Raw genomic sequence first — 18,170 nt, 5'->3', positions numbered from 1 at the left:
TGGGTCTGATAATCTTATCTTAAAAATTGATTAGTGGGGGTCATCATATGGATGTGACGCCAGAATTACTTCAAGAGTCATATGCACAACTAAATGAAGTTTTGGGCACCGAACAAATGATGAAAGTGTTTGAGATATATCGTGGACGTCAAATTTCGTTTCCAATGCGTTTATATGACCGAAAGAAGGTAGCCCAAAAAATCATTGCTGAGTATAACGGGCATAACTTAGTGCAATTGACTCATAAATATGATTATTCTCAACGATGGATTCGCCAAATGATTCGTCAAAATGATTCAAAAACGGAATGATTTTGCATAGTTCAGGACGAATCTCGTGAAATCTTCACTACGTTTATACGGACATGTGCCTTGCGCGCCGCGTTAGTAACTGCACAAGGTTGTTGCTATGATGAAAAACGAAGGTGAGGAGGGGGCTTATGGACAAGCAAAAAGTTGATCCTACCACATTACCGGACGTATATCGGCGAATCTATGATTTGCTGGGTGAAGACAAGCTGTTATTATTGTGGGACGCATTTAAGGGTGAGGAGATTAATTTTCCAATTCATTTAAATGATCGTGACAAGGTAAAGCCGAAGATAATTGAAAGTTACAATGGTTCAAATTTAGATGCCCTAGCAAAACAATATGGTTTTACCAAACGCTGGGCTCGTCAAGTAATTAAATTAGCAAAAAATAATAGTTGAGGGGAACTTTATCATGGAAGAAACGAAATTCTGTACAAATTGTGGACAAAAAATTAGCACACAGGTTAAATTTTGTCCTTTTTGTGGCGCAATACAAAATAATGAAGAAAATGATTTTTCTAACGGAGCGGCTGAAAGTAGTGCTCTTAAAAATCAGTCTGTGAGCCAAGAGCAAGTCAACAATGGCAGTGGCTCTAGTGCAACGGTGATTAGTCCAAATGAAAGTCACAAGAATGATTCAACTAGTGATACATTTGCTTCAAAATCGTTTGCAGCCACTAAGGACGCTTTAAACAAAGTATTTGAGTTTAGTGGACGGACATCGCAGACCGATTATTGGTATGCGCAGGTCGGATTGACAGTTATTGCAATATTGGGCCTTATTCCGATATTTATTCCAATTATCGGTGTCATATTGATGACACTGATTTATGTGGCACTGGCCATCGTTTCAATTGCTTTAAGTATACGTAGATTTCATGATACGAATCGATCTGGCGGATACTATTGCCTGATATTTATTCCAGTCATTGGCGGCCCTGTTTTACAAGTGTTTATGGCGGAGCCAGGCAATGAGTATAGTAATCAGTTTGGGTCAGAGCCTGTGAGCTTAACGTAGTGGGTGGATGCAATGAAAAAAGGTCCAAAAATATTAATTGCAATAATCATTTTGGTTGTTTTTGTTACTGGAATAGTTGGAATCAAGAATCAGTTCATTATTTCAAAGGATCAATTGGCTGCCAACATCACTAAAGCCACTCAAAATGAAGACGGTGATTTGTTTCTAAAACAGTTTGATAAGGATAGCCAAAATTTAGGGTTTGCCAAACTAGGGGCACAGAGTGTTGTCGAACAATGGCATAACCATGCTTCAGTTCCGACAGCGGAAATCGGGAAGCGTATCACGGACGGGCATACAATTGCTGGTCCATCCGTTAAATACAAGTTTTATGTAGAGTCAAAGAAAGTATTTGGGTTGTTTGACTCATACTACTTGGCAGCAAAACCAACATCTGTTCATTTTATGACAACGGATGATACAGCAAAAATGCGAATTACCATTACAAATGGTGGGAAACATATAAAGGCTACCGCACAAGATTTTAGAAATGGGCTGTTTCCCGGGAAATATAGTTTTCATGTTGACAGTCCTACTGAAGATGGGCGAAATCAGTCTGGTGATTTTTATGTAGACGTTGCCGGTAGTGAAAATCGATTCGATATGGTCCTTTACTTTATTGATTCAGATTCAGAAGGGGAATAAATGAAAAAATGTGCGAATTGCGGGCATTTAAATCCCGACTCAGCAAAGTTCTGTCAAAAGTGTGGTACGCCTTTAACCAGTAATCCACACAGTGATAGCAGATCGAATAATGATCAAAATAATGCAAAAGTTGTGCGCAAACATCATGGCTGCCTTTGGCTAGTCTTGATAATGATAATTTTATTGCTTGTCTCTGGGCTGGGTTATTGGCTTTACGATACTGGTCGAATCAACATTGGGGGGATGAATACTGAATCAAAAAGTCCCCATCATGATAGTGAAGCAAGTAGTTTGAAAAAAGAAAATGAGCGTTTGAAAAAGACTAAAGAAAGCGTTGCGAACACGAAATCTACGAATTTAAGTTCAAGTACAAACTCGAGTTCGAGTGCCACAGCTTCGACGCAAACAAGCTCTAATGATGTTACACCATTAAGTTCATCTCAAAAATCTGCAATTTCATCTGCATTTACAAGCTGGGCGGCTCATCGGGCCCAGATGGGAAATATGGCTGTTAGCGATTGGTATTTTGATCATGGATCAGCTGGAGATTCTGATTGGGTGGCAATGACTTCTGATGGAAAAGTGTTGGTGCAAGATAACGGTAATCCTGGTTCTGCAAACTACAAAATTCAAGCGATCGGTGGCGTTGTATTTTACTCAGCTAAGGATGGAACAACAGGTCTAGATAGTGGACTAAACAGTGGTAGCAATGCTGACGGCTATTCAACAAATATGAGCTTTAGCAAGCCGATTAGTAAGTATTTATTAGCTAACAATGGAGTTGTCTATGAGCTTAAAATATCTGCTGGTACAAGCGCTTCGCCGACTACTGGTTTTACTAATGGAGAAGGTGCAGGCGATGGTAATCAGACTTTCCAAGTCTCACAAGATAGTGCCGCTCAAAATGAATTAAAACAGTTAATTTCTCAAAATAAGTGAACTGAGAGGTAAGATTTAAAATGAAGAAAGCGGTCCTAGTAGCTGCGGCGGTCTTACAATTAGGCTTGCTGGCAGCATGTAGCAGTAATAATTTGAACAGTTCGAGTAATAAATCAGACGTGGCTAAAAGCAGTAGCTTAGCTAGTTTAAAGCGAGAAAACAAACAATTAAAAGCGAAGAGTAAGAAGGAGGCAAACTCCTCAACTCAGAGCTCGATCAGTACGGAAAGCGATAGTGTTAGCTCTGATGCAAGCAGTGCTAGTACTAGTTCAGCAGTATCGATTGCAAGCAGTTCATCACAAGCACAATCTTCTTCCACCGTTCCAACGGGCCCAGCTGGTGAAACTGCCCAAAGTATGCGTGATTCTTTAGCTAGTCAGTTTGGCTGTGATTCGGCGGCGCTGGCCTCGGTACCAGATAGCACTTTAGTTCAACAATATACTGCTTCTGAAGGTGCTGGAGAAGATATTGCGGGGTTCTATAATCGAATTCATGCAGCGTACCCAAGTATAGGCGGCAATGTTATGGGACAGAATCCTGAAAGTAATAGTACCGATAGTAGCGTTGATAGCAACGATGACAATAACGAAAATGATGATGATTAAAAAACATGGGCAACCACAATTAAATGTGGTTACCCATATTTTTTGAGTCGTGCAGACGATATTAATGCTGGCCCGTGAAAAGATGGGAGACCAATAAAAAATCTCTACAACACATGATGACTAAAACCATGCATTGCAGAGATTAACAAATTCCTAGTAAAATTAAGGTTCAAAAACTGCTCGGGTTGGAATCGAACCAACACACTTTCGATTAACAGTCGAACGCAGTACCATTGTGCCACCGAGCAATATCAATCAAGTTGATTTGTTAATAGTATCAAGCAACTTATGAGAAGTCAATGAGTAAATGAGGAAAAATAGAAGAAATCGTTTTCTAGGCCAATTCATTAGGATGCAACAGCTGATAGTCCTGTATTTTTTCAAATTTTCCTCACAAACGATTAACTCGCCTCAAATTGAGCTGATGAGTATGCTAAAGTTGTGATTAGTAAATCATCACAGACGAACTGGAGTAGCAAATGATAATGATGACTGTAGCAAGCTTTAGCGAATTTTTTGAACAGTTTAAGTGGCGGACGTTTGGTCCGCATCTATTGAATATGATGCTTCAAATTTTATTGTATTCGGTTCTTTTTTGGCTAATCAACCGAGCAATTATCTTTTTGATTGATCGTAGTTTTGGCAGCTATATGAAGAATCGGCGAATTAACCAAAAACGAGCGGAAACGTTACATACCTTAATTCGCAATACAACGCGTTACATTGTTGTCTTCTTTTTTCTCTATACGATTTTGAGTGTTCTTGGTTTTCCAATTGGAACGTTGATTGCGAGTGCTGGAATTGTAACGGTTGTTGTTGGGCTAGGTGCTCAGGGCATTATTCGTGACGTGATTGCCGGTTTTCTGATCTTAATGGAACAACAGATGGAAGTCGGCGACAACGTCATCATCAATGACACGACATCGGGACGTGTAGTTGCGTTTGGCCTGCGTTTGACAACAATTAAAGATGCTGATGGTGGTCTGAATTACATCACCAACAGCAGCATTACCACGATTACAAACCAATCACGCACAAATATGCGAGTTCAAATTGATTTGCCATTAAAAGCCGATACGGCTACGAATCAGGCTATTAAAACCGTTAAAGCTGTGAATGACCGCCTGTTACCTAAACACCCAGAGGTCGTTGGGCGTGCGGTTATTCAGGGACCAACGATTTTGCCTAAGACCCACCTGCTGGCAATTTCAGTTACGATGTATGTAAAAAACGGGGACCAGAGCAATGTCCGATCCACGTTTACAACGAGCTATTTAAATGCATTGCATCAAGAAGGGATTGAATTGCCTTAGGCTAGCCATTTTCATGCTTACAGTCGCGTTTGCTTTAACCACTGGTGAACGCTGGGCCAACTATTTGTATTAATAATCACCCGCGGCGTGTTTTTCAGATCCGTGTTTTCATCAACAATACCGGTGTTTAGCGTGTAGATGACCTCCAGCGGCTGACGTTCCAAAAATTCTTGAACCTGTGCATCACCACTACCATAAGGATACGTAAAGATTGGCGTTTCGGCGTCAATCTTTTTTTGCATCACGTTTTGGCTAGTTGTGTAATCACGTTTGAAACGCATGAAGTTGCGGGGAACGTTGAAGATTGGTGTGCCGGCACTATTCAGATAATGCATGTTGTTAGTATGCACGGCAAATGTCACCAAGTCGCCAGCCTGTTTTCTCATGGTCAGGATCTGCGGCCATGTTGCCAGCTTGGTGCCTGCTCGGTAGGCGCCAGTATTGCCAGTGATGATGGAAACTGTAAACGGAAAGTGGTGTTTGATCATCACTGGGGCCGCGTTATCCACAGTAGTTCGATCGATATCATCAAACGTTAAGACAACGTAACGGCCATGAATGCGTCGGTGTGATTCCACCATTTGTACCATTTGTGCCGTGGAAATTACTTTAACGTGTTCACGGGCTAAAGTGGCCATTTGCTTTTTGAAGTCGCTGAGATTGACGTTGAAATCGTGAAACTGACTGTTGGGGGATAAACGTTCGTCCAATTTGACTGTTTTGTTGTCGTTCAAGATCCGGTGATAACAGAAAACCATGATCCCGGCAGGCTTTTTTTCATCATGAGTGGAAATAGCATAGCTAGGTTTGTTACCTAGCTCGAATGCAATATTGCGTTTAACGCTCACCGCTAGCGCGCCCAAAACGAGTAGTAAAAAGCCGGCTAAAATCCATTTACGCGTTGTCTTGCTCACGATGCTTTGCCCTCCGTTTCAAAGTATTAATGTGCAGTGTGCCGAAAAAAGTGATCAAAACGGCAACAATGATGACGAGAATTGCCAGTGTTTTGTACAAATGTAGTGATAAATTCAGGACAAGGTAATCCGAAACGAGGGCATCAGAATAAACGCCCAGTAAAAAACAGACGTTGATGTAGATAATGAATCCAGTAATTAACCAAAGTACTAATAAAATCGCTGCCCGACGCAGACGTGCCCAAATTGATGGCCGTTTGCGGATAATCAATGAACGAGGATCTTTTTGTTGACGCATTATAACCCCCGATCTGGACTGCGCCATGTGCCTGCATGGTGCGGATCCAAGAAGAATGATGCTAGTGCTGATAAGCAACTGATCAAATTGATAAACCAGTAGAAAATAATGTAAACGGGCAACAATAATAAGTCTTGCCAATCGATAAAATCAGACTGTTTTGAGTCCGCAAAGCCGATTAGAAATTGAATGATGCTGATCAGCACTAATAAAAATAGCACCACGCCGTCCATAATTAATGTTTGTGTGAAGGCAATGGTAAATACATAGAAAAGTAGTACAAACGCACAGGCTAATGCCCATGTATCGCTGAGAACCATGTCTAATAATAACCACTGCGCGCTTAGTGGGCCACGTAATAACATGCCTTTATTGCGCCAGAGTACTTCAAAACCACCTCGAGCCCATTGTTGTCGTTGATGAACTAGGGCACCGACATGTTCGGGCACCAAGATCCATGCCACGGCGTCAGGGCAATAGCTAACTTGCCATTGGTGCTGATACAAGCGCCATGTGATGTCGATATCTTCAGTCAAAGCTTGTGGATTCCACCAGCCGACTTGTGCTAGTGCTTCACGTCGGTAGGCGACCACCACGCCAGAAACGGTGGTAATGTGGCCGGTAATAAAGGCCTGACCACGTTTGATAATGTCGATGACGCCGATATATTCCAATAATTCAAGGCGTCCTAATAAACTAGTTCGGTTGCGGACAATAGGTTTACCGGCGACGGCGCCAAGTTTTGTATTATCGTAGAAACGCGCAAGCATTGGCTGCAAAACATCGGCATCGACGTAGCAGTCGGCGTCAAGACACAACAAGAATTTACCATGAGCCTGTTTCGCGCCTTCATTAAGGGCGTTGGCTTTGCCGCGGTTAGGCATTAATGGGACAAGCATGATGTCACAACGTTTGGCATATTGGCGCGCCAGTTTTTGCATAACATCAAACGTATTATCGTCGCTACCATCGTCAATCAGGATTAATTCGATATGTTGATAGCTTAATGCGGCGACAGACTCGACAACTCCGCTAAGGGTCGCGCCCTCGTTATGCGCAGGGATAAGGACTGAGACCAAGTCGTTTGGTTGACCAGCGGGCTGATTGACTAGTGGAACAGTTCTCTGCTGAATTGAAAAGAAGATCGAGCTGATGATCCAGATAATCGAAACAATTACCGGATATAAAATAACGTATGTGCTAATTAAATTCATGATACTCCCCGATGATTGTTAGATAGGTTGTCGTGCAAGTTGCAGAAATTGACTCAAGAATTTTTGAGAAGCCTGTAACACTTGTTTGTCATTGATTTTGCTGTGGGGATCCTTATCTGCCCAAATGGACACGCTACTGCCGACAATATTGTGCAGTGTGTTCAGGCTTGAGTCGTTGTCGTTATCCCAAATGGTCGGATCCCAATTTTGTTTCATGTCAGAAGTCATGTAAGTGACATTGCTGGATTTGACGTTCTTTTTGGACAAGTTGAAATAAAGATAATAATCGTTATAATTCAGCACTTTGAAACCGTGATGAATTAACTCTGGCATTGTGGCCCATGCTTTTTGTCGTTCCTTGCCTGGCGCACCTTTTTCATCGGCTGTCCAATTCCAGTACGTAATTTGAATATGTTTGTCATATTGATTAAGAGCCTGGCTAATGTACCCATCGTTCCACGCCTCGGGGATGAATCCCAGGGAGCGAACGTTTTTGGCAAGAGCGTTCAAATAGGCGATATAAGGCTTGTTAACACCAGTTTGATCGGTAAATTCATCGCCACCAAGGTGAAACCGCATGTTTTGCTGACCGCTGAATGACTGAGCCACCTCAGTATCTAGCCGTTTAACAAACGTTGTACTGGCCTTATTTAGATGAAACTCGCGACCGTAGCTTTTATTATTGTACGTCAATTGGTCAACTTGTTGCGTTTGATGATTAGCTCGCATCGTTTTGACCATGCCGTTGATATGAGCAGGCGTATCAACTTCAGGAATTAACGTCACGTGCTTTTGTTTGGCAAACGTCACTAGATCAGCAACTTGCGCTTTACTGTAAAAGGCCTGATGTGTTGTGTTGTTGCGCCAGACACCATTAGTTTGGGTCGCATTGGCTAACCTTTGACCAACCGTTTCGTTTTCAATTGCAAACGACTGTGCGTCACTAAGATGCAGTTGAATAAACTGGCCATGGTTTTGCGCAACCTGTGAAATAAATGATTTGATGGTATCTGGTTGGTAATAACGGCGGGCAACATCAAGTGTGAGCCCATTGAACTGACCATTTTCGCGTTGTTGATCAGCTGCGTAAACGTGGATTTGCATTAAAGAAATGGTAATAACGACGATAAACGTAATGAGTAGCGAACGATGTCGTGATTTCATAATGTTCTCCCCTTCATAAAAGCATCGTTTCATATCATACTGCATGACGAGATTGAATAATTGAAAAAAATCAAAGCTTTACGTAAATGGTTCGTTTTTCTAAGTAAACTTTAACAACTAATATTTATGAGTCTTTGTCTGTATCAATGAAAAGCAGAATAAGAAAGTTCGTTAAAATGGGAAATAAAACCTTTTACAGAATATAAAAATAACAATTTAGTATTAAACACAAACTATTACACTATTTATACATTAGAAGTTCGTGAATTACGTTGAAATGTTATGAAAATGTCGTTTACAATAACTCGTGTACTTAAACACCAAATTTTGTGAGGGGGATTCACACGAATGCATCGTAATTTAAAACGATTGTTGATTGGTTTGACCAGTACGCTAGCTGCCGCCACGTTAATGACTTTCGGACATCCAGGCACTGCATCGGCTAAATCTACATACACACCTAAATCTTTGACCGTTCAGTTTGTACCATCTTCAAACGCTAGCTCCATTGAGGCTAAGGCCAAACCATTGGAAGGTTTACTTCAAAAACAACTTCATGTACCGGTGAAGGTTAGTGTTTCGACTAACTACAATACGATTGTTGAAGCAATGGGATCAAAGAAGGTTGACGTTGGCTTTTTACCACCTGATGGATACGTTCAGGCTCACAAGATGAATCATGCAAAAGTGCTTCTGCAAGCACTGCGCTATGGCGTAGATGAACCAAGTGGCAAGAACAATAAAAAGTTGGTTAACTATTATCGTTCAATGATTTTGGTTAAAAAGAATAGTGGTATTAAGTCGTTGAAGGATTTAAAGGGTAAGAAGATTGCCGTACAGGACACAACGTCAACTGCTGGTTATATCTTTCCAGTGGCAGAGCTGGCCAAGCACGGTGTCAACATTAAGAAAGACAATATCAAAACTGTCACTGTCACAGGACATGACCAAGGTGTGATGTCGGTGGTTAACGGGAACACAGATGCGGCCTTTGTCTTTGCCGACGCACGGCAGATTGTTCAAAAAGATGTTAAGGATGTTTTCCAGACCACTAAACCACTCTACCTGACAAACAAAATTCCTAATGACACGATTTCCGTTCGTGGCGATATGAGTCCTAAATGGCAAAAAAAGATTTCTCGTGCCTTTATCAAGATTGGTAAGTCTAAGGAAGGTCGCAAAATCATTAAGTCGGTGTACAGCCATGAAGGTTATGCACCAGCCAAGGACAGTACCTTTAATATTATTCGCAAGTACGACAAACAAGTTAAAGATGCTGAATAAGATGTAGTTCGAATCATAAGGTGAACGGGGCTAGCTTCGCTCACCTTATTTTTGTGAAGAGGTAAATATTTATGACTAAACCGGAATTGAAACCGGTAATTGACGTGCAACATGTTTCTAAAATTTATGACAATGGCACAAGCGGGCTGGCCGATATTAATCTACAAGTTAAGCCCGGTGAGTTTGTTGTTATTGTGGGACTTTCGGGTGCTGGTAAGAGCACGCTGATGAGAAGTCTTAACCGTCTGCATCAAGTGACAGAAGGGCGTGTGTTAATTGATGGTCAGTCGATTACTGGAGCAAAAGGAAGAAAATTGCGTCAGTTGCGCCGTGATGTGGCAATGATTTTTCAAAATTTTAATTTGGTTAAGCAGTCAACGGTGCTTCGTAATGTTTTAGCTGGCCGGTTGGGCTATTATCCAACGTGGCAAAGTAGTCTAGGACTCTTTAAAGAAGCTGATAAGCAACGCGCTTATAAAGCATTGGAAAGAGTTGATTTATTGGATAAAGTGTATCAGCGCGTGGATCAATTATCCGGCGGTCAGCAACAACGGGTTGCCGTTGCCCGAGCCTTTGTTCAAGATCCTAAAATTGTTTTGGCAGATGAACCGACTGCTTCTCTAGATCCTAAAACGGCTCATTTAGTCATGAATGATCTTAAAAGCATGAATCAGGAGCTCGGTAAAACCGTGGTGGCCAATTTACATTCAGTTGCCTTGGCTAAAGAATACGCAACTCGAATCATTGGTCTTCGTGCAGGACGGATCGTCTATGATGAACCAATTCAGAATGTGACGGACGCCGATTTAGCGAATATTTACAACGGGGATTCGTTAGTTGGTGAAGGTCAATGAAACTTCCAAAACAAACAGTTGTTCAACGGTTTCACGTTCGTTTCTTTGGCAGTTTGATTGTTTTATTGGGTTTACTGATTGCCAGCAATAATTTTTTGAAGCTCGATTTTAGTGCGCTCATTCAGAATTTTGATCAGTTTCTGGCGCTTTTTAAAGAGATGCTTCATCCAGATTGGAAGTCAGCACCGTTTGTTGTTCAGCCCATGCTGGAAACCATTCAAATGGCGCTAATTGGTACCACGCTTGGAACCCTTTTGGCGATTCCAGCGGCCATTGTTGCAGCTCGTAATGTCGTTACAAACAAATGGATCACAGGTTTCGTACGAATTATTTTTAACATGATCCGCACCTTGCCAGATTTATTACTTGCGGCGCTTTTTGTAGCAATTGTTGGTATTGGACCATATGCTGGTGTGCTAACACTGACGATTTTTTCTTTCGGGATGATCACGAAATTGTTCTACGAGTGTATTGAAACGATTGATAATGGTCCGCTTGAGGCTATTTTGACAACCGGTGGTAAGCGCAGCGCGATGGTGGTGTTTGCCATTTTACCGCAGGTGTCTAGTCGCTTTATTAGCTATATTCTCTATACCTTTGAAATTAATGTTCGAGCCTCGACCGTATTGGGATATTTAGGTGCAGGCGGTATTGGCCAGCAATTACAAACATCGTTATCACAATTTCGTTATGACCAAACTGCAGTGATTATTTTAGCAATTTTAATTGTGGTTTTGGCTATTGATGGTCTTAGCAATTTTGCAAGGGAGCGTCTTCAATGATGGATTCAATACAACATAGGTCAGCTGGCGTTTGGCATCGGACGAAATCATGGTTTTGGGGATTGCTACTCGTTATTGTCTATGGGTGGGGACTTTTTGGTATCAATTTCAGTAAGGTCCAATCATCGGCAGGGGCAGTTACCAAGGCTGTATTAATGGGCATCATTCATCCTGATTGGCATTATGTTTATCAAGGGAACGGTGAGGACTTAGTCAGTGTGATGCTCCAGACATTGGCCATTGCTTTCGTTGGCACCATTATCTCAGCACTGATCAGTGTCCCGTTTGCTTTCTGGGCGGCTAAACGACGTCGCCATCACTTTTCAGTATTGTCTACGAGTGGCCGAATCGTGCTAGCGGTTGTGAGAACTTTTCCAGAAATTGTGTTGGCAATTATGTTCATTAAAGCAGTGGGGCCTGGTGCATTCGCCGGTGTGCTAGCACTTGGTGTTCATTCGGTAGGGATGTTAGGGAAACTATTTGCTGAATCAATTGAGACTATTGATGCAGGCCCTGGTGAGTCCATCGTTAGTGTCGGTGGGAATGCTGTGAACGGTCTTGTATTTGCCATGTTACCGCAAGTGTTGCCTGCCTTTGCTTCATATAGCCTTTATCGATTTGAAATCTCAGTTCGTTCCGCTACTATTTTAGGCATGGTTGGTGCTGGCGGTGTTGGCACGCCACTATTGTTTGCAATTCAGACGCGTTCCTGGAATCGAGTCGGCATAATTCTCATTGGCATTATTATCACAGTGACGATTATTGATTACTTGTCAGGATGGTTACGAAAGCAGCTCGGCTAAAGGGAAAGGAATAAATGATATGAGAGTTTATTTTAATCATGATGGCGGTGTTGATGATTTAACTTCCTTGTTCTTATTACTCCAAATGCCAGAAGTAACACTACTTGGCGTTGGTGTAATGGGTGCAGACAGTTATGTGGAACCCGCCACTTCGGCTACCCAAAAGATTATTGATCGTTTTGGAAAAGGACAGACTATTGAAGTGGCTTGTTCGGATGCTGGGACTCAACATCCATTTCCAACGCCTTGGCGCCTTGAAACCTTTTCGATGACTGCACTGCCATTACTCAACGAGCACGAGCCAATTAAAACACCGTTACGGGGCGATTCTGCAGCGGAACATTTACGGATAATTCTGAGCGAGACTTCCGAACCAATCACATTATTATTCACAGGTCCATTGACAGATTTAGCGACAGTCATTCGGGTACAGCCTGAATTAACGAATAAAATTAGTCGATTGGTCTGGATGGGTGGTACATTTCTTGAACGTGGTAACGTTGAAGAGCCAGAAGCTGATGGGCATGCAGAATGGAACGCCTTTTGGGATGCAGAGGCCGTTAAGACAGTGTGGGATAGCAACATCGACATTGACATGGTTGGGTTGGAAAGTACCAATAATGTGCCACTAACATCTGCTGTTCGACGTCACTGGGCACACCGTCGTCAACAAGTAGGTTTTGATTTTCTGGGCAACAGTTATGCATTAGTGCCAGAATTACGACATTTTGTCACAAATTCAACGTATTTTTTATGGGACGTTTTAGCTACCTGCTATTTAACCCACCCGGAAATAACAACGACCAAGTTGGTTCACGGGGATGTCATTACAAACGGGCCATCACTTGGACGGACGATATTGACCACTGATGGTCGACCAATTAGATTAGTGGATACGGTAAATAATGCACAGTTCTTTGATTTAATTGATGCTTTAGCTTCCGCCGCAAACTAAGCACAGTTATTAGTGCTGAGGTGACGTCACAAGGTGTATTAAGTCAGCAGCCATCCCTCACAAAAGGCTGTGTTGATAAAATTTGTATTTGGTAATAACGGCAAATGGGTCCAACTCTAATGAAGAGTGGGCTCTTTTTGTTTATTTAGAATGAAAAGCCACTCGTGATTCACTGCCGTTTAACTTCTGAATTAAATTTTGCCTTGTGATAGAGTAGACGGAGACATTTTCAAAAGAAGCGAGGTGAGTGACGTGGCGATGATTAAATTAGGCATTCGGGAACTGGTGGAATTTGTCCTTCGCAGTGGTGATCTCAATCCACAGACGGATGCCAGTACCAATACAGCACTCGCTGGCGCCAACATTCACCGTCGACTGCAAAAACAACGGCTTAAAGATCATCCCGATTATCAAAAAGAAGTGGGCCTGAAGACTACCGTGACGATGAATGATCAAAGTTATAGCATTCATGGTCGAGCTGATGGTATTTTCGAGGTGGGTGATCAAGCACACATTGAAGAAATCAAAACGTCTGATTTAGTGTTTGAAGATGTGCCGGACAGCACATTGACGCTCTACTGGGGACAGGTCAAAGTCTATGGTTATCTGCTGATGAAGGACCAGCAACGTGACCATGTGACATTGCAACTGACGTATTATCAGACAAACGAAGATAAGGTGACGACTCAAGAACAGGAATGGTCGTTTGAAGAGTCTCAAAAATTCTTTCAATCTCTTATCGATGAGTACGAGTCTTGGTTGATCTTACGAGCTGACATGCGTACACAGCGCGATCAAACGATTGCGGCCTTAAAGTTTCCGTATCCGGCTTATCGCACAGGTCAACATGAGCTGGCCGTAGCGACTTATAAATCCATTATGCTTAAAAAGCAGATGTTGGTCGAGGCACCCACGGGCACAGGTAAAACGATATCGACGCTGTTTCCGACCATAAAAGCAATGGGGGAAGGGCTCATTCAACGGACATTCTACCTGACTGCCAAGCAAAGCACTCGGCGTGTGGCAGAAGATGCCTTATCCTTAATGGCTACCCAAGGTCTTTCGCTGAAGAGTATTACGCTAACTGCCAAAGAGACCATCACGTTTCCCGAGGAAGTCGACATTGCCCCAGCAGATAATCCATTTATGCTGGGGTACTATGATCGGTTAAAACCTGCTTTAATGGACATTTTGACACATGAGCAGCAGATCACTCGTGACGTTATTGAGTCATATGCACATAAACATACGCTAGATCCATTCGAGTTTTCACTAGATGTCAGCTTATTTTGTGATGTTATTGTCTGCGATTACAATTATCTGTTTGATCCGTTAGTATACTTACAACGATTTTTTAGTGAACCTGATGAGGATAACTTCTTCCTCATTGATGAAGTTCATAATTTGCTTAGTCGGGCGCGAGAGATGTATTCGACTAGTGTTGATGAGCAAGAAATCAAGGACCTCAAACCATTGTTTAAAGGGGACAAAGGTTTTCACCGCCACGTTAATGCATTGATTAAAACCTTTAAGGCGTTGTCATCATTGCTGGACGATGAACATTCAGACGATCTTACTATTCAGCCGCCGCTAACCTCATTCGTCGAGGAATTACAACATTTTAACGATTTCATTTCTGACTGGCTGCCAAAACAAGAAGATAGTGAGGAGCTGCAGAAAGTACTAGATGCGTATTTTGCCTGCCTAGATTATGTTCGGTTAAGCGATAATTATGGTGAAGAGTACCGAACGCGATTATTTCAAACGAACCGTGGTCTCTGTGTGAGACTAGTTTGTCTGGATCCAAGTACATTCCTTAACCAATCAATGCATCTAGGCCGGGGCGCTGTCTTATTCTCCGCAACCGTGACGCCGCTCAGCTATTATCAACAGGTCTTGGGCGTTGACGAAGACGGGATCACATATCAGTTGCCATCGCCGTTTGAACCACGGCACCAAGCAATCTTGGTAGCGAATTATATCCAAACGACATATCGTCAGCGGGACGCCAACTTGACAAGGATTCTAACGAGTATTCATACACTAGTTGCTGGCAAGATTGGCAACTATCTTATTTTCTTCCCATCATACGGCTATTTGACGACCGTTGTTGGAGCGTATCAGCAGGCCTACCCAGATGAGCGGGTCATCAAGCAGGAACCGGCGATGCAAAGTCAGGATCGAGATGCTTTTTTGGCAAAATTTAAACCAGATGCTACTCAGTCACTAGTTGGGTTTGCCGTGCTTGGCGGCATTTTTTCTGAAGGAATTGACTTACCTGCAGATCGATTGATTGGTGTGGGTATCGTAAGTGTTGGTTTGCCCGGCTTGAATGTAGAAACTGACCTTATTCGGGATTATTTTGATGGAACAAACGGTCACGGTTTCGAGTACGCGTACCAACTTCCTGGGTTGAATAATGTACTGCAGGCGGCTGGTCGATTAATTCGCAGTAGTCACGATCAGGGAATTGTCCTGTTGATGGATCAGCGTTTTAGTCAGCCACGTTATTCGAACTTGTTCCCACCGCATTGGCGATTTTGGCGGGGGGTCAATAACGTGCAGGCCCTTTCAGCCTGCATTGATGCATTTTGGAAACAGGCGAAATTACCGCAAACAAAGGAGTCTTAAGATGGCAACGTTTTTAACACCAGCGCTTATTCAGCGTGCTCATGAATTAATTGATGCTAATGATCATTTGGAAGGATTTGTGCCAGGCGAGGGGTCATTGACACCCAAATTAGTGCTGGTTAGTGAAGCGCCTGGTGCTAAGGAAGCAGAGCTTAGTCATGGCTTTCAGGGACCAGCCGGTACGGAATTGAACAAGTGGTTGGCATCGTTAGGGATAACCCGAGATGAAATTTATATGACAGGGGCAATTCGAGCCAGACCATTTACCGAAACTAATGGCCGTAAGCGAGACCGTCAACCGACACAGGCAGAATTAAAGGCGTTTGCGCCGTTACTGGATCATGAATTAGCCGCATTGCCATCCGGTACTTTGCTTGTTCCACTAGGAAATACTGGTTTACAACGACTACTTGGCAATAAAATGAAGATCACACAAGTCCATGGTGAGTTAATGAAAATGCCAATTTTGACTTTTCATGTTGCCATCAATCAGTTCAAGCCAGGAACACGAACGTATTCACTGTTTCCATTGTTTCATCCGTCATACGTACGACGTTTTCCAAGTAAGCGAACACTTGTTGAAGACGATTTAAAGATGTTAAAAACGTTACTTTAATCTTCATTCGATGAACGTTCCACAATTATTGCGTCTCTGTGCCCAATGATTATGGAACGTTTTTTATCAAAGGACTTGAAGTGCCTTTGGTTGAATTTTTAACTGTAATTATTATAATTACAATTGAAATCGAAAATAATATGACCATTTAGGAGGTTCGTTATGCAACACGTTTTAATTTTAGGTGCAGGTGGAAAGATTGCAAAGTTAGCTGAGACCATGTTGTTGAACGAAACGGATGCAGATTTAACCTTATTTTTGCGTCACCCTGAAAAGATTACGGTTAGTGATGAACAACGTGAAACAGTGGTTACAGGGGATGCGGCTAACACAAGCGACCTGGCTCAGGCGATGAAGGGGCAGGATGTTGTTTACGCTAATTTAGCTGGCTCAAATATTGAGACCCAGGCTCAGCAGGTTGTAAAGTCGATGGACGAAGCAAAAGTTAATCGGTTAGTTTGGATTTCAACACTAGGTATTTATGACGAAGTTCCTGGTGCGTTTGGCAAATGGAATCACCAGATGTTAGATGATGGTTATTTGCCAACTTATGCAGCGGCGGCAAAAGTGATTGAGGCCTCGGATTTGGATTACACAATTATTCGGCCTGCATGGCTGCAGAATCAGGATGAAGTTGATTACGAACTGACGAACAAGGGTGATGCTTTTAAGGGAACAGAGGTATCTCGTAAGAGCATTGCTGCAGTTGTGACTAGTTTAATTAAGGACCCAACGATTCACATTCGTGCTTCTCTAGGCGTTAATAAACCTAATACAGACGGTGCTAAGCCAAGCTGGTACTAGTTTTTCTGCATTACCGTTTAAGTTAGTAGAGCCGTTTAGTTACCAACTGTTGAAAAAAGCACCATAATAAAGGGACTACCAGTCTTTGTCACACTAGTTGTGTTGACTTTGATTAGTAGTCCCTTTTCGATGTTTTTGTTGTTACCCAGCGTCATAATAAACAAAATTAAGCCTATTTTGATCCGGGTCAAATAACTGAATTCGTCCATCTGTTTGGTCGAACAACCATTGCTGTTTCGTTAATTGTTGCTTTAGAGCCAGCCAAGAAGAATGCGCGCCGACATCAATAGTGAAATCCATCAGTCCCGTTTGATTCGACGCCATTTTCGGATAAGGTCCGTGCCAATCGTTTAATGCAATGTGGTGGTGATAACCATCGGCAGCTAGAAACGATGCATGGGGTACTAGCCAGTCCTTTAGCCCAAAGCCCAAGACCCGCTGATAAAAATCAGTGCTGGGCCGCAGCATGCTTACCCGTAAATGAATGTGACCTAAGCGTGAGCCGGAGGCCAATCCTTGCCATTGATTATTGGCTTCATGTAGCAAATCGTTGGTGTCCAATGGAATAGTCCGTTGCGGCATACGGCCATCTGGCAGAATCAGCCAGCTTGCTTGTGGCAAATCGTAATACACCTCGACAGCGTTCATCTCTGGATCCCAAACGTACAGGGACTGGCTAAAACGATGGTCCGCTGCCAAAAATACTGGGACGTGATTTTGTTGATAGTGCTGGAGTGTATTTGCAAGATCACGACGTGTTGGTTGAACCCAAGCGGTGTGATAAAGGCCGGTTGTGTGTAAGTTGCGAATAGTGTCGTAGCCTTGCTCGAGCGTTAGTCGGGGACGCCCGTCGCCAGGGATAGTTAACACGGCCATTTTTGACGTTTGCTGTAAAATTATGAGGCCAACCATTTTTGTATAAAAGTCGGTCATTGTACCGAGATTACGAACACGTAAAGTCACGTGAGCCACTTGTGTTTGTGGTGAAATTTGGAATGTCATCGGATCACACTTTCTTATA

General features: G+C 42.7%; 20 protein-coding genes and 1 tRNA gene. 15 read left to right on the top strand and 6 right to left on the bottom strand.

Going from position 1 to position 18,170, the window contains the following annotated elements:
- Window positions 1-47 precede the first annotated feature (47 nt).
- The 6 genes from GB993_RS05765 to GB993_RS05740 all read left to right on the top strand — a co-directional run bounded on the left by GB993_RS05765 (window position 48) and on the right by GB993_RS05740 (window position 3,517).
- Window positions 48-311, top strand: coding sequence for a Mor transcription activator family protein (locus GB993_RS05765; RefSeq protein WP_161003445.1), 264 nt, complete (start codon window positions 48-50; stop codon window positions 309-311).
- A gap of 128 nt (window positions 312-439) precedes the next feature.
- Window positions 440-709, top strand: a complete 270-nt coding sequence (locus GB993_RS05760) for a Mor transcription activator family protein (RefSeq protein ID WP_017263001.1) — start codon at window positions 440-442, stop codon at window positions 707-709.
- 13 nt (window positions 710-722) lie between these two features.
- Window positions 723-1,328 carry a DUF805 domain-containing protein gene (locus tag GB993_RS05755; protein ID WP_161003490.1) on the top strand — a complete coding sequence of 202 codons (606 nt, stop codon included), beginning with the start codon at window positions 723-725 and terminating at the stop codon, window positions 1,326-1,328.
- 12 nt (window positions 1,329-1,340) lie between these two features.
- Window positions 1,341-1,973, top strand: a complete 633-nt coding sequence (locus tag GB993_RS05750; RefSeq protein WP_161003444.1) for a hypothetical protein — start codon at window positions 1,341-1,343, stop codon at window positions 1,971-1,973.
- The gene (locus GB993_RS05745) at window positions 1,974-2,912 is read left to right on the top strand and encodes a zinc ribbon domain-containing protein (RefSeq protein WP_161003443.1); all 939 of its coding nucleotides are present in this window, start codon (window positions 1,974-1,976) and stop codon (window positions 2,910-2,912) included.
- Window positions 2,913-2,932: 20 nt separating this feature from the next.
- A complete protein-coding gene (locus GB993_RS05740; RefSeq protein WP_161003442.1) occupies window positions 2,933-3,517 on the top strand; it encodes a hypothetical protein in 585 nt (194 codons plus the stop codon).
- A 176-nt stretch (window positions 3,518-3,693) separates the two neighbouring features.
- On the opposite strand, the gene GB993_RS05735 is transcribed toward GB993_RS05740, so the two are convergent.
- Window positions 3,694-3,765: transfer RNA gene (locus tag GB993_RS05735), tRNA-Asn, on the bottom strand.
- Window positions 3,766-4,002: 237 nt separating this feature from the next.
- Here GB993_RS05735 and GB993_RS05730 point away from each other — a divergent pair.
- Window positions 4,003-4,830 carry a mechanosensitive ion channel family protein gene (locus tag GB993_RS05730; RefSeq protein ID WP_161003441.1) on the top strand — a complete coding sequence of 276 codons (828 nt, stop codon included), beginning with the start codon at window positions 4,003-4,005 and terminating at the stop codon, window positions 4,828-4,830.
- Window positions 4,831-4,847: 17 nt separating this feature from the next.
- Here the strand turns inward: GB993_RS05730 and GB993_RS05725 are convergent, their stop codons facing one another.
- The 4 genes from GB993_RS05725 to GB993_RS05710 are packed head-to-tail and all read right to left on the bottom strand — an operon-like array spanning window position 4,848 to window position 8,420.
- Entirely contained in the window at window positions 4,848-5,744 is an 897-nt protein-coding gene (locus tag GB993_RS05725; RefSeq protein ID WP_161003440.1) for a polysaccharide deacetylase family protein, read from the bottom strand.
- Window positions 5,725-6,042: a hypothetical protein gene (locus GB993_RS05720; RefSeq protein WP_161003439.1), complete on the bottom strand. Its 318-nt coding sequence runs from the start codon at window positions 6,040-6,042 to the stop codon at window positions 5,725-5,727. The genes GB993_RS05725 and GB993_RS05720 overlap by 20 nt, the downstream gene beginning before the upstream one ends.
- The gene (locus GB993_RS05715; RefSeq protein ID WP_161003438.1) at window positions 6,042-7,256 is read right to left on the bottom strand and encodes a glycosyltransferase family 2 protein; all 1,215 of its coding nucleotides are present in this window, start codon (window positions 7,254-7,256) and stop codon (window positions 6,042-6,044) included. Before GB993_RS05715 ends, GB993_RS05720 begins: the two co-directional genes overlap by 1 nt.
- A gap of 18 nt (window positions 7,257-7,274) precedes the next feature.
- Complete coding sequence (locus GB993_RS05710) at window positions 7,275-8,420, bottom strand: family 20 glycosylhydrolase (RefSeq protein WP_161003437.1); 1,146 nt, start codon at window positions 8,418-8,420, stop codon at window positions 7,275-7,277.
- A 348-nt stretch (window positions 8,421-8,768) separates the two neighbouring features.
- Here GB993_RS05710 and GB993_RS05705 point away from each other — a divergent pair, with 348 nt between their 5' ends.
- The 8 genes from GB993_RS05705 to GB993_RS05670 all read left to right on the top strand — a co-directional run bounded on the left by GB993_RS05705 (window position 8,769) and on the right by GB993_RS05670 (window position 17,149).
- Entirely contained in the window at window positions 8,769-9,704 is a 936-nt protein-coding gene (locus tag GB993_RS05705; RefSeq protein ID WP_161003436.1) for a phosphate/phosphite/phosphonate ABC transporter substrate-binding protein, read from the top strand.
- Window positions 9,705-9,775: 71 nt separating this feature from the next.
- Window positions 9,776-10,558: a phosphonate ABC transporter ATP-binding protein gene (phnC, locus tag GB993_RS05700; protein ID WP_161003435.1), complete on the top strand. Its 783-nt coding sequence runs from the start codon at window positions 9,776-9,778 to the stop codon at window positions 10,556-10,558.
- On the top strand, window positions 10,555-11,340 hold the full coding sequence (gene phnE / locus GB993_RS05695) for a phosphonate ABC transporter, permease protein PhnE (protein ID WP_161003434.1): 786 nt from the start codon (window positions 10,555-10,557) through the stop codon (window positions 11,338-11,340). The genes phnC and phnE (GB993_RS05695) overlap by 4 nt, the downstream gene beginning before the upstream one ends.
- A complete protein-coding gene (gene phnE, locus GB993_RS05690; protein ID WP_431188878.1) occupies window positions 11,337-12,143 on the top strand; it encodes a phosphonate ABC transporter, permease protein PhnE in 807 nt (268 codons plus the stop codon). The genes phnE (GB993_RS05695) and phnE (GB993_RS05690) overlap by 4 nt, the downstream gene beginning before the upstream one ends.
- Before the next feature lie 19 nt (window positions 12,144-12,162).
- Window positions 12,163-13,098, top strand: a complete 936-nt coding sequence (locus GB993_RS05685) for a nucleoside hydrolase (RefSeq protein WP_161003433.1) — start codon at window positions 12,163-12,165, stop codon at window positions 13,096-13,098.
- Window positions 13,099-13,356: 258 nt separating this feature from the next.
- Window positions 13,357-15,729 (top strand): ATP-dependent DNA helicase, encoded by a 2,373-nt coding sequence (locus tag GB993_RS05680; protein ID WP_162854065.1) that lies wholly within the window; start codon window positions 13,357-13,359, stop codon window positions 15,727-15,729.
- 1 nt (window position 15,730) lies between these two features.
- A complete protein-coding gene (locus GB993_RS05675) occupies window positions 15,731-16,345 on the top strand; it encodes a uracil-DNA glycosylase (protein WP_161003431.1) in 615 nt (204 codons plus the stop codon).
- A gap of 162 nt (window positions 16,346-16,507) precedes the next feature.
- The gene (locus GB993_RS05670; protein WP_161003430.1) at window positions 16,508-17,149 is read left to right on the top strand and encodes an SDR family oxidoreductase; all 642 of its coding nucleotides are present in this window, start codon (window positions 16,508-16,510) and stop codon (window positions 17,147-17,149) included.
- A 141-nt stretch (window positions 17,150-17,290) separates the two neighbouring features.
- On the opposite strand, the gene GB993_RS05665 is transcribed toward GB993_RS05670, so the two are convergent.
- The gene (locus GB993_RS05665) at window positions 17,291-18,151 is read right to left on the bottom strand and encodes a VOC family protein (RefSeq protein ID WP_161003429.1); all 861 of its coding nucleotides are present in this window, start codon (window positions 18,149-18,151) and stop codon (window positions 17,291-17,293) included.
- Between the last annotated feature and the right edge of the window lie 19 nt (window positions 18,152-18,170).

The sequence above is a fragment of the Furfurilactobacillus milii genome (genome assembly GCF_009864005.1).
GTDB lineage: Bacteria > Bacillota > Bacilli > Lactobacillales > Lactobacillaceae > Furfurilactobacillus > Furfurilactobacillus rossiae_B.
The sequence above is the reverse complement of the archived record's forward strand: the minus strand, read 5'-3'. Positions and strand labels throughout refer to the sequence as shown.

Excerpts from the sequence above, each read along its gene's own strand:
- GB993_RS05685 (WP_161003433.1), top strand. The coding sequence starts at position 12,163 with ATGAGAGTTTATTTTAATCATGATGGCGGTGTTGATGATTTAACTTCC.
- GB993_RS05755 (WP_161003490.1), top strand. The coding sequence starts at position 723 with ATGGAAGAAACGAAATTCTGTACAAATTGTGGACAAAAAATTAGCACA.
- GB993_RS05730 (WP_161003441.1), top strand. The coding sequence starts at position 4,003 with ATGATGACTGTAGCAAGCTTTAGCGAATTTTTTGAACAGTTTAAGTGG.
- GB993_RS05715 (WP_161003438.1), bottom strand. The coding sequence starts at position 7,256 with ATGAATTTAATTAGCACATACGTTATTTTATATCCGGTAATTGTTTCG.
- phnE (WP_161003434.1), top strand. The coding sequence starts at position 10,555 with ATGAAACTTCCAAAACAAACAGTTGTTCAACGGTTTCACGTTCGTTTC.
- GB993_RS05665 (WP_161003429.1), bottom strand. The coding sequence starts at position 18,151 with ATGACATTCCAAATTTCACCACAAACACAAGTGGCTCACGTGACTTTA.
- phnC (WP_161003435.1), top strand. The coding sequence starts at position 9,776 with ATGACTAAACCGGAATTGAAACCGGTAATTGACGTGCAACATGTTTCT.
- GB993_RS05680 (WP_162854065.1), top strand. The coding sequence starts at position 13,357 with ATGATTAAATTAGGCATTCGGGAACTGGTGGAATTTGTCCTTCGCAGT.
- GB993_RS05705 (WP_161003436.1), top strand. The coding sequence starts at position 8,769 with ATGCATCGTAATTTAAAACGATTGTTGATTGGTTTGACCAGTACGCTA.
- GB993_RS05710 (WP_161003437.1), bottom strand. The coding sequence starts at position 8,420 with ATGAAATCACGACATCGTTCGCTACTCATTACGTTTATCGTCGTTATT.
- GB993_RS05760 (WP_017263001.1), top strand. The coding sequence starts at position 440 with ATGGACAAGCAAAAAGTTGATCCTACCACATTACCGGACGTATATCGG.
- GB993_RS05740 (WP_161003442.1), top strand. The coding sequence starts at position 2,933 with ATGAAGAAAGCGGTCCTAGTAGCTGCGGCGGTCTTACAATTAGGCTTG.
- GB993_RS05765 (WP_161003445.1), top strand. The coding sequence starts at position 48 with ATGGATGTGACGCCAGAATTACTTCAAGAGTCATATGCACAACTAAAT.
- GB993_RS05670 (WP_161003430.1), top strand. The coding sequence starts at position 16,508 with ATGCAACACGTTTTAATTTTAGGTGCAGGTGGAAAGATTGCAAAGTTA.
- GB993_RS05750 (WP_161003444.1), top strand. The coding sequence starts at position 1,341 with ATGAAAAAAGGTCCAAAAATATTAATTGCAATAATCATTTTGGTTGTT.
- GB993_RS05720 (WP_161003439.1), bottom strand. The coding sequence starts at position 6,042 with ATGCGTCAACAAAAAGATCCTCGTTCATTGATTATCCGCAAACGGCCA.
- GB993_RS05675 (WP_161003431.1), top strand. The coding sequence starts at position 15,731 with ATGGCAACGTTTTTAACACCAGCGCTTATTCAGCGTGCTCATGAATTA.
- GB993_RS05745 (WP_161003443.1), top strand. The coding sequence starts at position 1,974 with ATGAAAAAATGTGCGAATTGCGGGCATTTAAATCCCGACTCAGCAAAG.
- phnE (WP_431188878.1), top strand. The coding sequence starts at position 11,337 with ATGATGGATTCAATACAACATAGGTCAGCTGGCGTTTGGCATCGGACG.